The following is a 15452-nucleotide window of genomic DNA, read 5'->3' on the forward strand; positions in this document are numbered from 1 at the left end:
CTCGGTCACCGACCGCTGGCCGCGCCGGCGGCCTGCATCACCGGCGGTACCGAATGACCTTGCTGCGGAACGGCGTTCACCTGAGGCAGGGCAACCGTCTGCAGGACCCGGTTGATGACGATCTCCGGCGAGATCTCGTCGGCGAGCGCGTCGTAGGTGAGCACCAGGCGGTGGCGCAGCACGTCGGGGATGACCTCCACGACGTCCTGCGGGATCACGTAGTCGCGGCCGCGCACCAACGCCAGCGAACGCGCGCCGGCGATGATGCCCAGCGAGGCGCGCGGGGACGCGCCGAACGAGATCCACGTCTTGACGTCGTTCATGCCCAGCTGCTCGGGGTGCCGGGTGGCGGTCACGACACGCACCACGTAGTCGACGAGCGCGTGGTGGACGAAGACGTTGGCGGCGATGTCCTGCAGGCGCAGCAGGTCGCCGGTGTTCAGGATCTGCTTGGGCGTCGGGGGCTTGACGCCCATCCGGTAGATGATCTCCCGCTCCTCCTCCGGCGACGGGTAGCCGACGTTGATCTTGAACAGGAAGCGGTCACGCTGGGCCTCGGGCAGCGGGTAGACGCCCTCGTGCTCGATCGGGTTCTGCGTCGCCATCACCAGGAACGGGTTGGGCAGGTCGAAAGTCTTGCCGCCGATCGACACGTGGCGCTCCTGCATCACCTCCAGCAGCGCGGACTGCACCTTGGCGGGGGCGCGGTTGATCTCGTCGGCGAGCAGGAAGTTCACCACCACCGGGCCGAGCTCGGTGTCGAACTCCTCCTTGCCCTGGCGGTAGATGCGGGTTCCGATGATGTCGGTGGGCACCAGGTCGGGGGTGAACTGGATGCGGGCGAACGTGCCGCCGACCACCTTCGCGAACGTCTCGACGGCCAGCGTCTTGGCCACGCCCGGGACACCCTCGAGCAGGACGTGGCCCCGGGAGAGCAGGCCGACCAGCATCCGCTCGACGAGCTGGTCCTGGCCGACGATGATGCGTTTGACCTCGAAGATGGCCCGCTCCAGGGTGTGAACCTCGGCGGCCAGGCCGTCACTGGCGACACCGGCGCCGCCTTGAGGCGCTTCGTGGGCCGACGGGGCGGAATGTTGCCCGCCCGGGCCCGAGTAACCGCTGGCGCCCGGGGGCGGCCCACCTGCTGCTGTCATCAACCCTCCACAGCTCAAATACGACACGACTGCTGCACGACCGATGTCGTGGGGCAGCGACGTGCCCGCGTCCAACTATTCCAGGCCCGCAGGATTCCGTCGACGCCGCGGGTCCCGCCCGGAATTCATCCGGGCGACCGCGCCGGTTTCAGTACTCGATGATTCTCGTCAGGAACGGTGTCATGCCCGGTCGACGGACCGGGCTGACGGTGACCTTGCCGGCGCTGCCGGACGCCTCCAGCATCTGGCCGTTGCCCAGGTACATGGTGACGTGCTGGCCGCCACCCGGGCCGTAGAAGATGAGGTCGCCGCGCCGGGCCTGATCCTGGGGAATGTGCCGGCCGGCGTTGTACTGGTCGCCGGAGAACCGCGGCAGCAGCACGCCGACGCCCGCGAAGGCGTACCGCATCAGGCCCGAGCAGTCGAAGCCGGTGATGTTGGCGCCATCCTCGACGCCCTTGCTCGGGCCCTGCAGCGTGCCGCCGCCCCAGGAGTACGGGACGCCCATCTGCGACCCGGCCCGACGGATCACGTACTCGATGGCCTGCCGGCCGTTGGCCCGCGGGATCCGGCTGGCGCCGGTGTTCGTGGCGCTCGGGGCGTCATTGCCGCCCAGGTTGATCCCGAGGCCACCGAGGAACTGCTTGCCGAAATCCAGCGTGGTCTGGGTGGCCTGGGCGGTGGCCTGCAGGGAGGCGTTGGCGACCGCGAGCGGGTCGCCCGGGGCGCCGGCGCTGATGGTCGCCGGCAGCGTCGGGTCCCACTGTCCGGGGTCGGCCGAGGCGGGCGCGGGCCCCGAAACCGTGACGGACATCAACAGCCCGGCCACCACGGCGGTGATCCAGGCGAGGTTGATGAGGCGAAACCGGTTGCGGCGCATGGTTGTCCGTTCAATGCTCACAGATTCACCACTCGATGTAGCGGACCACGTAGGGCGTCATGCCGCTGGTGCGCACCGGCGCGACGCGGACCTTCAGGCCGATGTCGGGGGCCTCGAGCATCTGACCTTGACCGAGGTAGATCGTGACGTGCTGGCTGCCGCCGGGACCGTAGAAGATGACGTCGCCGCGGCGCATCTGCGACGACGGGATCTTGCGGCCCAGGTTGTACTGCGCGCCCGAGTAGTGGGGCAGCTTGATGCCGACACCGGCGAACGAGTACAGCACCAGGCCCGAGCAGTCGAAGCCGGTGATGCCCGCCCCGGAGTCGATGCCGTGGCTCGGTCCGGCGGCGTTACCGCCACCCCAGGAATAAGGCACCCCGACCTGCGACATGCCGCGCCGGATCACGTACTCGGTCGCCTGCCGCCCGTACACCCGCGGGATCCGGCCGCCCGGCGTGGCGTTGTTGATGCCGGTGTCGTCGGGCTTGAGAATCCCCATCTGCTGCAGGAAACCGCGGCCCATCTGGGCGGTGACCTGTGTCGAGGTCGCCGAGATGCCGAGGACCTGGTTGATCACCGCGATGGGGTCACCGGGAACGTTGGCGCTGGGCACCATGGGCAGCGTGGGATCCCAGGCCCCGTCCCACTTGCGGGCGCCCGCCGACGGCGCGGACGCGCCCGGGGCGCCGTCCCACCGGTCGCCCGACGCGGCGCCGGTCGGCCCGCCGCGGCCCGTCGACCACTCGCTTACCGCCTCGCGTCGGGCCGCCTCGAGTTTTGCCTGCGCCTCGTCGCGCGCCGCGGCCAAACGCACGATCTCGCCACGCTGTTCGTCGAACTTGCGCTTGGAGTTCGACAGCGCCGCCACCGCCGCGTCCTGGCTGGCCTTCGCGTCGGCGGCGGCCCGGTCGGCCTGCTGCTTGGCCAGCCGCGCGGCCGACTCCTTGTTGACCTGCTCGGTGCGTGCCCGTTGCAGCTTGGTCAGCACCGCTTCGGAGCTCGCGGTCAGCGTCCGGGCCGTGGACGCGGTGTCGATGATGTCCTCGGGGCTGCTCGCGGTGAGGTAGCTGCCCGACGGGCCGTTCATGTACGTGGCCGCCGCGAACGTGTCGAAGCGGCGCTGCGCGGCGGAGATCGCGCCGTTGGCGTCCTTGACGGCCTGTTGACTGGCCTCCAGGTCGTGTTGGGCCGCGGCGACGTTGTCCCGCGAGGTTTCGACGTCGACCAGTGCCTTGTTGACGCTTTCCTGCTCGGTCTGGATCTCGGCACTCAGGTCCTGCAGACGCTGGTTGGCGTTGGCGACGTTGGCGATCAGCGACGCCAGGGTGTCGTCGGCGTGTGCCAGGCCCGGCGTGCACAGCAGCACCGCGAGGCTCAACACCGAGGGCACGACCGGTCGCACCAGCCGCCGCGTAGAGGATCCCCAGCGTGTTCGTCCCATTCGACTCAGGTCTCCTACGGCTCAACGTGGACGGGCGGCGCCAGCCGCCCCGTCCCCGGGAGGCACCATGAATAACACGAGCATCATTCGCACCGTACGTCACATGGGACGCGGGGGAAACAGACCTCATAAATCGCACTCTGGACGTGCGTTTACTGTGATCGAACGGTGATCTGCGCAGTTTGCCCGTGCAGAGAGTGAGAGTTTGCGACGCGCGATTAGGCGCTGCTCCCCGGCTGCTCAGACGGGGCGGGGCCGGCCGCCGACGACGTTGCTGCCCGCCTGGCGCGCACCTGCAGCAGCCGGGTGCCGACGGCCGCCGCGAGCACGCCGACGAGCAGGCAGATGGTGAGACCCGTCCAGGGGAACTCGGGGGCTTCAAGCTCGTGCAGGAAATTCTGCGCCGACTGCACGGCGTTGCCGGTCTTGGCGATGTCCTCGCCCGCCTCCAGCGTCACCCGGGGGAACTGCGTGCTGTAGCTGCCGACATAGCTCGGGCTCAGCGTCAGCACGGTGGCGTCGTGGTAGTCGGCGCCCACGACGGTGGAGATGTCGCGCAGCGGGGTGTCGTTCGGGGGGTTGTGGTCGAGCAGCACGACCTTGAGGTTGATGCCGTCGGCGCGCGCCTGGTTCACCACGGCGAGCAGGCCGGGCACAGCCGCCGGCGGGGCGCTGACGGAGTCGGCGGCCACCTGAGCCTTGACCGCGGCCATGTCCACGTCGACCGGGATGTAGGCGGGCAGGACCGGGTGCGAGCCGAAAGTCATGATGTGCCTCCTGCGGTAGGGCTACGAGCACCGTACGCGACGTGCAACCGGGGGTTTAAACGCACGCGCATCGCGACAAGACTGGGGTGTGCGAGCGCCCGGCGCTATGCAGGACAAGCGTACTGTTAAAGTTGCACGCGGCCGACGACACGGCCCGTCGGCGGCATGAACTGAATCTCGGGAGTTGATGTGATGAGCAAGGAATCGGTGAACTCGTTCGGAGCCCGCGACACCCTGACGGTCGGCGACAACAGCTACCAGATCTATCGCCTGGACGCCGTCGCCAATACCGAGAAGCTCCCCTACAGCCTCAAAGTCCTCGCCGAGAACCTGCTCCGCAACGAGGACGGAAGCGACATCACCAAGGAGCACATCGAGGCCATCGCGAACTGGGACCCCAAGGCGGAGCCCAGCATTGAGATTCAGTACACGCCGGCCCGCGTGGTGATGCAGGACTTCACCGGCGTCCCCTGCATCGTCGACCTGGCTACCATGCGCGAGGCCATCGGCGATCTCGGCGGCAAAGCGGAGAAGGTCAACCCGCTGGCGCCGGCCGATCTGGTGATCGACCACTCGGTGATCGCCGACCTGTTCGGACGGGCCGACGCGTTCGAGCGCAACGTGGAGATCGAGTACCAGCGCAACGGCGAGCGCTACCAGTTCCTGCGTTGGGGCCAAGGGGCTTTCGCCGACTTCAAGGTGGTTCCCCCGGGCACCGGCATCGTGCACCAGGTCAACATCGAGTACCTGGCACGCGTGGTGATGGAGCGCGACGGCGTGGCCTACCCGGACACCTGCGTGGGCACCGACTCGCACACGACGATGGTCAACGGCCTCGGCGTGCTCGGCTGGGGCGTCGGCGGGATCGAGGCGGAGGCCGCGATGCTGGGCCAGCCGGTGTCGATGCTGATCCCGCGGGTCGTCGGCTTCAAGCTGACCGGTGAGATCAAGGCCGGCGTGACCGCCACCGACGTCGTGCTGACCGTCACCGAGATGCTGCGCAAGCACGGGGTGGTCGGCAAGTTCGTCGAGTTCTACGGCGAGGGCGTCGCGCGGGTGCCGTTGGCCAACCGCGCCACCCTGGGCAACATGAGCCCCGAATTCGGCTCCACCGCCGCCATTTTCCCGATCGACGAGGAAACCATCTCGTACCTGAGGTTCACCGGCCGTAAGCCCGAACAGCTGGCGCTGGTCGAGGCCTACGCCAAAGAGCAGGGCATGTGGCACGACCCCGAGCACGAGCCGGCCTTCTCCGAGTACCTCGAACTCGACCTGTCGGACGTGGTGCCCTCGATCGCCGGACCGAAGCGGCCGCAGGACCGGATCCCGCTGTCGCAGGCCAAGGCCACGTTCCGCGAGCAGATCCCCACCTACGTCGGCGACGACGACGGCGCACAGGGCTACTCCAAGCTCGACGAGGTGGTCGAGGAGACGTTCCCGGCCAGCGACCCCGCGTCGCCGTCGAACGACCACGCCGACGACCTCCCCCAGGTGGCGTCCGCCGCCGAACACTCGAACGGCCGCCCGACCAATCCGGTGACGGTGCGTTCCGACGAGTACGGCGAATTCGTGCTCGACCACGGCGCGGTGGTGATCGCGGCGGTAACGTCGTGCACCAACACCTCCAACCCCGAGGTGATGCTGGGCGCCGCGCTGCTGGCCCGCAACGCCGTCGAGAAGGGGCTGACGTCCAAGCCGTGGGTGAAGACGTCGATGGCGCCGGGCTCGCAGGTGGTCAGCGACTACTACGAAAAGGCCGGGCTGTGGCCCTATCTGGAGAAGCTGGGGTTCTACCTCGTCGGCTACGGCTGCACCACGTGCATCGGCAACTCCGGCCCGCTGCCCGAGGAGGTCTCCAAGGCGGTCAACGACAACGACCTCGCGGTCTCCGCGGTGCTGTCGGGCAACCGCAACTTCGAGGGCCGCATCAACCCCGACGTGAAGATGAACTACCTGGCGTCACCGCCGCTGGTGGTCGCCTACGCGCTGGCGGGGACCATGGACTTCGACTTCGACTCCGAGCCGCTGGGGCAGGACAAGGACGGCAACGACGTCTTCCTGAAAGACATCTGGCCGTCGCAGCAGGACGTCTCGGACACCATCGCCTCGGCGATCAGCCAGGAGATGTTCACCAAGAACTACGCCGACGTGTTCAAGGGCGACGAGCGGTGGCGCAACCTGCCGACCCCGAGCGGCGACACCTTCGAGTGGGCGGACGACTCGACGTACGTGCGCAAGCCCCCGTACTTCGACGGGATGGCGGCCGAGCCCGAGCCGGTCCGCGATATCAGCGGTGCCAGAGTCCTTGCACTGCTGGGTGATTCGGTGACCACCGACCACATCTCCCCCGCCGGGAGCATCAAGCCGGGCACGCCGGCCGCGAAGTACCTCGACGAGCACGGCGTGGACCGCAAGGACTACAACTCCTTCGGCTCGCGGCGCGGCAACCACGAGGTGATGATCCGCGGCACCTTCGCCAACATCCGGCTGCGCAACCTGCTGCTCGACGACGTGTCCGGCGGCTACACCCGCGACTTCACCCAGGACGGCGGCCCGCAGGCGTTCATCTACGACGCCGCGCAAAACTATGCGGCGCAGGGCATTCCGTTGGTGGTGCTGGGCGGCAAGGAGTATGGATCCGGGTCGTCGCGAGACTGGGCGGCCAAGGGCACGCTGCTGCTGGGCGTGCGCGCGGTGATCGCCGAGTCCTTCGAGCGGATCCACCGCTCCAACCTGATCGGCATGGGCGTGATCCCGCTGCAGTTCCCCGACGGCAAGTCGGCGGGGTCGCTGGGGCTGGACGGCACCGAGGTCTTCGACATCACCGGCATCGAAGCCCTCAACGACGGCAAGACGCCGAAGACGGTCCACGTCAAGGCCGTCAAGGAGGGCGGCGACCCGATCGAGTTCGACGCCGTGGTGCGCATCGACACCCCGGGCGAAGCCAGCTACTACCGCAACGGCGGCATCTTGCAGTACGTCCTGCGCAACATGCTGAAGTCGTAGCCCCGGCCGACCGACTCCCTGGTCATGCCAAAAGTCAGCCAGGACCATCTGGCGGCCCGTCGTCGCCAGATCCTGGACGGCGCACGCCGGTGCTTCGCCCAATACGGTTACGACAAGGCGACGGTGCGCCGGCTCGAACAGGCGATCGGGATGTCGCGCGGAGCGATCTTTCACCACTTCCGCGACAAAGACGCGCTGTTCTTCGCGTTGGCGCACGAGGACGCCGAGCGGATGGCCGACGTGGCGTCGCGCGAGGGCCTGATCCAGGTGATGCGCGACATGCTCGCCGCGCCGGACCAATTCGACTGGCTGGCAACAAGGCTGGAGATCGCGCGCAAGCTCCGCAACGACCCTGCCTTCAGCCGTGGCTGGGCGGAACGCTCCGCGGAGCTGGCCGCGGCGACGACCGACCGGCTGCGCCGGCAGAAGGAGGCGCAGCGGGTGCGCGACGACGTCCCCGGCGACGTGCTGCAGTGCTACCTGGAGCTGGTCCTCGACGGTTTGGTGGCGCGGCTGGCCTCGGGCGAGGATCCGCAGCGGCTGGCCGCGGTCCTCGACCTGGTGGAGAACTCGGTGCGCCGCAACTAAACACGTCGGCCGGTTTCGCGCTATCCCTAAGCCAACTCGATGAGATCGCGGTATTGCTCGGACCAGAAGTCCTCGGTGCCGTCGGGCAGCAGGACGACGCGCTGCGGGTCGAGCGCCTCGGCCGCGCCGGGGTCGTGCGTCACCAGCACCACCGCGCCCTGGTAGCTGCGCAGCGCGTCGAGCACCTGCTCGCGCGAGGCCGGATCGAGGTTGTTGGTTGGCTCGTCGAGCAGCAGGACGTTCGCCGTCGACGCCACCAGCCCGGCCAGGGCGAGCCTGGTCTTCTCGCCGCCGGACAGCGTGCCCGCCAGTTGGTCGAGCTGCGGCCCGCTGAACATGAACGCGCCGAGCAGGCCGCGCAGATCCTGTTCGCCCGTGTCGGGGGCGGCATGCCGGATGTTGTGCCAGACGCTGGCGTCGTTGTCGAGGGTGTCGTGCTCCTGCGCGAAATAGCCTATCCGCAAACCGTGTCCGGGCTCGAGGCCGCCGGTGTCGGGACTCTCGACGCCGGCCAGCATCCGCAGCAGCGTGGTCTTGCCGGCGCCGTTGAGGCCCAGCACCACCACGCGCGAGCCGCGGTCGATGGCCAGGTCCAGCCCCGTGAACACCTCCAGCGAACCGTAGGATTTGCTCAGCCCCTTGGCCATCAGTGGCGTGCGCCCGCACGGGGCGGGGACGGGGAACTTGATCCGGGCGACCTTGTCGCCGACCCGCTCCTCGTCGAGGGAGGCCATCATTCGGTCGGCCCGGCGCAGCATATTCTGCGCGGCAACGGCTTTGGTGGCCTTCGCGCCCAGTTTGGCGGCCTGGGTGCGCAACGCGGCGGCCTTGCGTTCGGCGTTGGCACGTTCCCGGCGGCGACGTTGCTCGTCGGTGGCCCGCGCGTCCAGGTACTTCTGCCAGGTCATGTTGTAGACGTCGACCTCGCCGCGCACGGCGTCCAGGAACCACACCCGGTTGACGACGTCGGCGAGCAAATCGACGTTGTGGCTGATGATCACGAGCCCGCCCGTGTGCGCCCGCAAGAAGTCCCGCAGCCAGCCGATCGAGTCCGCGTCGAGGTGGTTGGTCGGCTCGTCGAGCAGCAGCGTGGTTCCCGACCCCGAGGCTCCCGCCCCCCCTTCGGAGGCGGCGAACAGAATGCGCGCCAGCTCGACCCGGCGTCGCTGCCCGCCCGACAGCGTGCGCAGCTTCTGCGTCAGCACCCGGTCCGGCAGGCCCAGACTCGCGCAGATGCGGCTGGCTTCACTTTCCGCACCGTAGCCGCCCAGGGCGACGAAACGCTCCTCCAGTTGCCCGTAGCGACGGATCGCGCGGTCGCGGGCCTCGTCGTCGGCGACCTCGGCCATCAGCGCCTGCTGCTTCTCCAGATCGGTGAGCAGGACGTCGAGCCCGCGAGCCGACAACACCCGGTCGCGGGCCAGCACGTCGAGATCACCCTCCTTGGGATCCTGTGGCAGATAACCGATCTCGCCGGTACGGGCCAGCGACCCGGCGTACGGCTCGCTTTCGCCCGCGAGGATGCGCAAGGTGGTGGTCTTGCCGGCGCCGTTGCGCCCGACCAGACCGATGCGGTCGCCGGGCTGCACGCGCAGGTCCGGGCCGTCGGGCGACAGCAGGATGCGCGCACCGGCGCGGACCTCGAGGTCCGTGGCAGTGATCACATTCGCTCCCCGGTGTGTCTTTGCTTATTTGTCGTCCGCGGCTTACTCGTCGCCGCTTATTTGTCTTCCGTGGCTTGTTTGTCGTCCGTGAAGACCGCTGGTCGGCGTTCTGCGCGCGCGGCAACCGCTTCTTCGAAGTTGGCGGTGAGCAGTCGGACGAAAAGCTGGCCCAAGCCTTCGGCTTGCATGTGCCCCTCCAGGCTACCGGCGTCCAGTCCACTCCACAGGGTGCGTTTGGTCAACTCGATGCCCGGCCGCGAGAAGGCCGCCATCCGCGCGGCGATGGCGTAACAGGTGTCCAGCAGCTGCTCTTCGGGCACCTGACACGACACCAGCCCGATCCGCTCGGCCTCCTCGGCGGTGACGTCGCGACCGGTCAGCATGATCTCGAAGGCGCGCGACGAACCGATGGCCCGGGGCAGCAGGTAGCTCAGCCCCAACTCGCTGGCGGTCAGCCCGTTGTTGATGCCCGCCGCCCGGAAGTAGGCGCCGGTCGATGCCACCCGGATGTCGGCGGCCAGCGCCAGGCACAGCCCGCCGCCGATGGCCGCGCCGTTGACCGCCGCGATCACCGGCTGGTGCAGCCGCCGCAGCGCCAGGATGACGTCGTCGAGCAACTCCATGGAGCGCAGCGCGTACGTCGGGCGGGTCAGCCCGTCGACGTTGGGCACCGTGCCCGCGGACTTGTGATCCGCACCGGAGGAGAACCCTCTGCCCGCCCCGGTCAAGACCACCACCCGCACGGAATTGTCGTACGTGACGGTCTCGAGTGCCTGTTTGAGCGGGACCATGACGTCGAACGCCATTGAATTCATTCGCTCGGGCCGATTGAGGGTTATCAGCGCGACGCCCGGGCGCGGGTGCTCCATCAGTACCAAACTCACCCGTGAAAGGTAACGCGCCCGCCGCGCGGCGCCCCACCCAGCGAACATTCCCCGGGGCGAAAATGGGCCGGCAAGTGGGACTGATCACGGTCGATTTCGCCGAACTTCCCGCCCGGTTTCGTTACGTCTGCTATCTTTTGCAGCATTGGACGCATTGAACGAGCTACGGCCCGGATGTTCGGTTTAGTGGGGGAACGCACTGTCCCGCAACGATGTTCAAGCATGGGTCGCGGGTGTGCTGCCGGCAACGTCGCCGTGACGTTTCGCCGCACTCGAATACCCGCGGGCAGCTGGCTGGCGCACTAGGGAGGCACTTTGTTCGTCCCAGGAAGGGAGGCGTTCGGATCGATCGACGACTGGGTGCCCGCCCCCGGTAACGTCGTGTGCTGGCACCCCTCGCCCGCGTCGCTTGCCAAGGTCCGTCAAGCCCCCGTCAGCGCCGTTCCGGCCAGCCATCAGCAGGCCCGTCACCTGCGGAATTTCCGTGACCACGCCACCCGCGGCGTCGACATGTCGCGGCTGTGCATCGGGAGCTGGGACATGCCCGGCCAGTGCGACACCCGGGTGCTGACCTACGTCATCAACGCGCACCTGCGCCGGCACGACACCTACCACAGCTGGTTCGAGTGCGCCGAGCACGACGAGATCCTGCGGCACACCGTCGGCAACCCGAACGACATCAACATGGTGCCGGTCAGACACGGCGAAATGACCCCGCAGGCATGGCGGCAGCACATCCTGGAGACGCCGACACCGTTGGAATGGGATTGTTTCCGCTTCGCGGTTATTCAGCGGCCCGACGATTTCACGTTCTGTTTCGTGATCGACCACCTCTACATCGACGCGCAATTCATCGGCGCGATGAGCGTGGAGTTCTACCTGATGTACAACGCCCTGCTCGCCGGGGGGGCGCCCATCTCGCTCCCGCCTCCGGGCAGCTACGAAAATTACGCCGTTCGGCAGCACCAGCTCACGTCCGCGCTGGACCTGAACTCCCCGCAGATCCGTTCCTGGGTCGACTTCTTCGAGAGCAACGACGGGACCCTGCCGGAGCTGCCGGTGTCGCTCGGCGACGGGTCGGGCTCATGCGATCTGATGTTCGTGCAGGTGATGGACGAGCGGCAGACCGCCGACTTCGAAGCAGCGTGCCTGGCCGCCGGCGCCCGCTTCAGCGGAGGCGTGTTCGCCTGCGCCGCGCTCGCCCAATACGAGCTGACCGGCGCCGACACCTATTACGGGCTGATCGCCCGCGACCTGCGCAGCACCCCGGCGGACTTCCTGACCATCGGGTGGTTCACCGGCTTCTGCCCGATCACCGTGCCGGTCAACCCCGCGTCGTTCGCCGACACCGCCCGCGCCGCCCAAAAGTCGTTCGACGACGGCAAAGAGCTGGCCGAGGTGCCGTTCAACCGCGTGCTGGAACTGGCCCCGTGGCTGCACATGCCCCAGCAGCGGGTGCCCCTGCTCTTCCACCTCGACGCCAGCAGCCCGCCGCTGTCGACCATCGTCAACTCCGAGCTCGGCGGCACGAACATCAAGATCTACCACGACGGCGGGGTTCCGGCCCGGTTCGACCTGCGGGTGAACCGCTACGAGAAGGAGACGCAGATCATCGTCTTCTTCCCGGACAACCCGGTCGCGCGCGAATCGGTCAGCCGGTATCTGGACACCCTGAAATCCATCTACCAGCGCGTCGCCGCGGGCCGCGGCGCCGCGCAGTTTCAGCGACTACTGGTCTGACGGGGCCTGCTCGGCCCCCGCCGCCTCGACGTCGAAGGATTTGACCTGCTGCACCAGGTCCTCGAGCGCCGCCGCCGGCAACGCCCCGGGCTGGTTGAAGAGCAGCTTGCCCTTCTTGAAGGCCATCAGCGTGGGAATGGACCGGATCTGGGCGGCCGCCGCGAGCTGTTGCTCGGCCTCGGTGTCAACCTTGGCGAACACGATGTCGGGGTGCTTGTCGGACGACGCCTGGAAAGTCGGCGCGAATTGGCGGCACGGGCCGCACCAGGACGCCCAGAAGTCGACGAGGACGATGTCGTTGCCCTCGATGGTCTCGTTGAATTTCTCGGCTGTGAGATCCACTGTTGTCACAGTTTCCCCAACGCCGTGGGGTGCCCCGATGTTCCCCGGCGAGCGGGCCGCGGCGCCGCGGGTGGGCCAGGACATCGAATTAGCCTCCGGCACATGGTAAGCCCCCAAAGCGCGCCCACCACGTAGGCGGTCGCGGTCTGCGGCGCAGCCCACAGGAAACCGGCGCGTAACCTTCCGCGACACCGCCCGAGGTTACGGTTGCGTACGTTTTCCCGCGTCCGCAAGACTGAGCGCGGATGATCCGCCAACGGAGGGAATCGCGTTGGGCCACTACATCGCAAACGTTCGCGACCTCGAGTTCAATTTGTTCGAGGACCTCGATGTCGGCGCCGTACTGGGCACCGGTCGCTATGCCGATCTGGACGAGGAGACCGTCCGCACCATCCTGGCCGAGGCCGCCCGCCTGGCGGAGGGCCCGGTAGCCGAATCCTTCGCGTGCGCCGACCGCAACCCACCGGCGTTCGACCCGGCCGAGCACAGCATCAGCGTGCCGCCCGAGCTGGCCAAGACCGTCGAGGCGATCAAGGAGGCCGGGTGGTGGCGGCTGGGCCTGGCCGAAGAGATCGGAGGGATGCCGGCGCCGCCGCCGTTGGCCTGGGCGGTCAACGAGATGATCGTGTGCGCCAATCCGGCCGCGAATTTCTTCTGTCTGGGCCCGTTCATGGCGCACGCGCTGTTCCTCGAGGGCAACGACGAGCAGCGGCGCTGGGCGGCCGAGGGCACCGAACGCGGCTGGCAGGCCACCATGGTGCTCACCGAACCGGACGCGGGCTCCGACGTCGGCGCGGGCCGCGCCAAGGCCATCGAGCAGCCGGACGGCACCTGGCACATCGAAGGCGTCAAACGGTTCATCTCCGGCGGGGACGTCGGCGACACCGCCGAGAACATCTTCCACCTGGTGCTGGCCCGCCCCGAGGGGGCCGGGCCGGGCACGAAGGGGCTGAGCCTGTTCTACGTGCCCAAGTACCTCTTCGACCCCGAGACGTTCGAACTCGGCCCGCGCAACGGGGTTTACGCCACCGGCCTGGAACACAAGATGGGCATCAAGTCCTCCCCCACGTGCGAAATGACCTTCGGCGCAACCGATGTGCCCGCCGTCGGCTACCTCGTCGGCGACGTGCACAACGGGATCGCGCAGATGTTCACCGTGATCGAGTACGCGCGCATGACAATCGGCGTGAAGGCCGCGGGCACCCTGTCCACCGGCTACCTGAACGCCCTGGCCTTCGCCAAACAGCGGGTGCAGGGCGCGGATCTGACGCAGATGTCGGACAAGACCGCGCCGCGGGTGACCATCATTCACCACCCCGACGTGCGCCGGAGCCTGATGACGCAGAAGGCGTACGCGGAGGGCCTGCGGGCGCTCTACATGTACGCGGCGGCGCATCAAGACGATGCTGTGGCACAACGCGTTTCGGGGGCCGACCACGATATGGCGCACCGCATCGACGACCTGTTGTTGCCGATCGTCAAGGGGGTGAGCTCCGAGCGCGCCTACGAGGTGCTGACCGAGTCGCTGCAGACGCTGGGCGGTTCCGGCTTCCTGCAGGACTACCCGCTCGAACAGTACATCCGCGACTCCAAGATCGACTCCCTCTACGAGGGCACCACGGCGATTCAGGCGCTGGACTTCTTCTTCCGCAAGATCGTCCGCGACCGGGGCCAGGCGTTGCAGTTCCTGACCTCCCAGGTCAGTCGCACCATCGACACCTGCGACGAGGCGCTGAAGCCCCAGGCCCAGCTGCTGCAGACCGCGCTCGACGACGTCACGGCGATGACCGCCGCCATGACCGCATACCTGATGTCCGCGACCCAACACCCCACCGACATCTACAAGGTGGGTCTCGGATCGGTGCGTTACCTGCTGGCGGTCGGCGACCTGCTGATCGGGTGGCGGTTGCTGGCGCAGGCCGGCATCGCACACGCGGCGCTCGAGCGCGGCGCCGACAAGGACGCCGCCTTCTACCGCGGCAAGGTGGCGACCGCGTCGTTCTTCGCCAAGAACATGCTTCCCAGGCTGACCGCGCTGCGCCATGTCCTCGACTCGATCGACGACGACATCATGCGCATTTCCGAGCAGGCGTTCTGACAGCGCGAGTTACACACAGTTTACCTACAGCTTCAACGGGTAAATGTTTCCGTGGGCCCACCCACGATTGGAGAAACGTTGATACCTGCCAGTTGTCCCACGTCCCGGTTAACCCGCCTCGCGGTCGTCGCAGTCGCCGGAGCCACCGCGCTGTCGGTCGCCGCGTGCGGTTCCTCGAACAAGTCGGCGTCCACCTCGACCTCCACGTCCACCTCGACGACGACCTCGACCACCACCGCCACGGCGCCGGCTCAGGGCGAAGCGAAGGTCAGCGGGCTCATCGCGTCGGTGGCCGGCAACGCGATCCAGGTCACCAAAGAGGACAACACCAACGCGACGGTCAACTTCACCGCGACCACCAAGATCCTCGAGATCACGCCGGCCGCGCTCGCCGACGTCACCATGGGCAGCTGCGTCACCGTGCGTCCCGTCAAGGAGGAGACCCAGGGCAACCAGCCGGTGACGGCCGCTTCGGTGAAGGTCAGCCCCGCCGTCAACGGCACCTGCCCGCAACCCCAGAAGCCCCCGGCCGCTTCCAGCAGCACGGCGCCGCCCGGATCCCCCGCGCCCGCGCCGCCCAAGCCGATCCGCGGCGCGGTGGCGTCGGTGACGGGTAACACCATCAACGTCACGGGCAGCGACGCCAGCGGGAACACCCAGCAGACGGCCGTGACGGTGGACGACAAGACGAAGTACACCAAGCAGACCTCCGCCGCGACTGAGGCCATCACCCCGGGCAAGTGCCTGTACGCGCGCGGGACCATGGACAACGCCAACGCGCTGCAGGCCACCAGCATCCAGCTGCGCCCGGCCAAGAACGGCAAGTGCGAAGGCCCGGGCGCGCACCCGGGACACGGCGGCTGACCGCACTTTCCCGCGCGGGCC

General features: G+C 68.1%; 12 protein-coding genes. 5 read left to right on the forward strand and 7 right to left on the reverse strand.

Going from position 1 to position 15452, the window contains the following annotated elements; genetic code table 11:
• Positions 1–5: 5 nt before the first annotated feature.
• The 4 genes from moxR1 to G6N48_RS09280 form a co-directional block, all read right to left on the reverse strand.
• Complete coding sequence (gene moxR1, locus G6N48_RS09265; protein WP_085269619.1) at positions 6–1154, reverse strand: chaperone MoxR1; 1149 nt, start codon at positions 1152–1154, stop codon at positions 6–8.
• Between the two features lie 148 nt (positions 1155–1302).
• Positions 1303–2034 (reverse strand): NlpC/P60 family peptidoglycan endopeptidase RipB, encoded by a 732-nt coding sequence (gene ripB / locus G6N48_RS09270; RefSeq protein WP_085269620.1) that lies wholly within the window; start codon positions 2032–2034, stop codon positions 1303–1305.
• Positions 2035–2059: 25 nt separating this feature from the next.
• Positions 2060–3478 (reverse strand): NlpC/P60 family peptidoglycan endopeptidase RipA, encoded by a 1419-nt coding sequence (gene ripA, locus G6N48_RS09275; RefSeq protein ID WP_085269621.1) that lies wholly within the window; start codon positions 3476–3478, stop codon positions 2060–2062.
• 218 nt (positions 3479–3696) lie between these two features.
• Positions 3697–4245: an Rv1476 family membrane protein gene (locus G6N48_RS09280; protein WP_085269622.1), complete on the reverse strand. Its 549-nt coding sequence runs from the start codon at positions 4243–4245 to the stop codon at positions 3697–3699.
• Positions 4246–4437: 192 nt separating this feature from the next.
• Here G6N48_RS09280 and G6N48_RS09285 point away from each other — a divergent pair, with 192 nt between their 5' ends.
• Positions 4438–7251 (forward strand): aconitate hydratase, encoded by a 2814-nt coding sequence (locus G6N48_RS09285; RefSeq protein WP_085269623.1) that lies wholly within the window; start codon positions 4438–4440, stop codon positions 7249–7251.
• A 24-nt stretch (positions 7252–7275) separates the two neighbouring features.
• Positions 7276–7839 carry a TetR/AcrR family transcriptional regulator gene (locus tag G6N48_RS09290; RefSeq protein WP_085269624.1) on the forward strand — a complete coding sequence of 188 codons (564 nt, stop codon included), beginning with the start codon at positions 7276–7278 and terminating at the stop codon, positions 7837–7839.
• Positions 7840–7865: 26 nt separating this feature from the next.
• On the opposite strand, the gene G6N48_RS09295 is transcribed toward G6N48_RS09290, so the two are convergent.
• A complete protein-coding gene (locus G6N48_RS09295) occupies positions 7866–9503 on the reverse strand; it encodes an ABC-F family ATP-binding cassette domain-containing protein (protein ID WP_085269625.1) in 1638 nt (545 codons plus the stop codon).
• A 56-nt stretch (positions 9504–9559) separates the two neighbouring features.
• Positions 9560–10435, reverse strand: coding sequence for an enoyl-CoA hydratase (locus G6N48_RS09300; RefSeq protein ID WP_139825809.1), 876 nt, complete (start codon positions 10433–10435; stop codon positions 9560–9562).
• 267 nt (positions 10436–10702) lie between these two features.
• Between G6N48_RS09300 and G6N48_RS09305 the strand changes: the two genes are divergently transcribed.
• Positions 10703–12127, forward strand: a complete 1425-nt coding sequence (locus tag G6N48_RS09305) for a condensation domain-containing protein (RefSeq protein ID WP_139825810.1) — start codon at positions 10703–10705, stop codon at positions 12125–12127.
• Here the strand turns inward: G6N48_RS09305 and trxA are convergent.
• Positions 12116–12478, reverse strand: a complete 363-nt coding sequence (gene trxA / locus G6N48_RS09310) for a thioredoxin (protein ID WP_085269626.1) — start codon at positions 12476–12478, stop codon at positions 12116–12118. The two genes, G6N48_RS09305 and trxA, sit on opposite strands and share 12 nt — an antisense overlap.
• A gap of 262 nt (positions 12479–12740) precedes the next feature.
• Here trxA and G6N48_RS09315 point away from each other — a divergent pair, with 262 nt between their 5' ends.
• Both G6N48_RS09315 and G6N48_RS09320 read left to right on the forward strand, forming a co-directional pair.
• Positions 12741–14567, forward strand: coding sequence for an acyl-CoA dehydrogenase (locus G6N48_RS09315; RefSeq protein ID WP_085269627.1), 1827 nt, complete (start codon positions 12741–12743; stop codon positions 14565–14567).
• A gap of 78 nt (positions 14568–14645) precedes the next feature.
• On the forward strand, positions 14646–15431 hold the full coding sequence (locus G6N48_RS09320) for a DUF5666 domain-containing protein (protein ID WP_232066584.1): 786 nt from the start codon (positions 14646–14648) through the stop codon (positions 15429–15431).
• Positions 15432–15452 lie beyond the last annotated feature (21 nt).

Source organism: Mycobacterium parmense, assembly GCF_010730575.1.
Taxonomy (GTDB): Bacteria; Actinomycetota; Actinomycetes; order Mycobacteriales; family Mycobacteriaceae; genus Mycobacterium; species Mycobacterium parmense.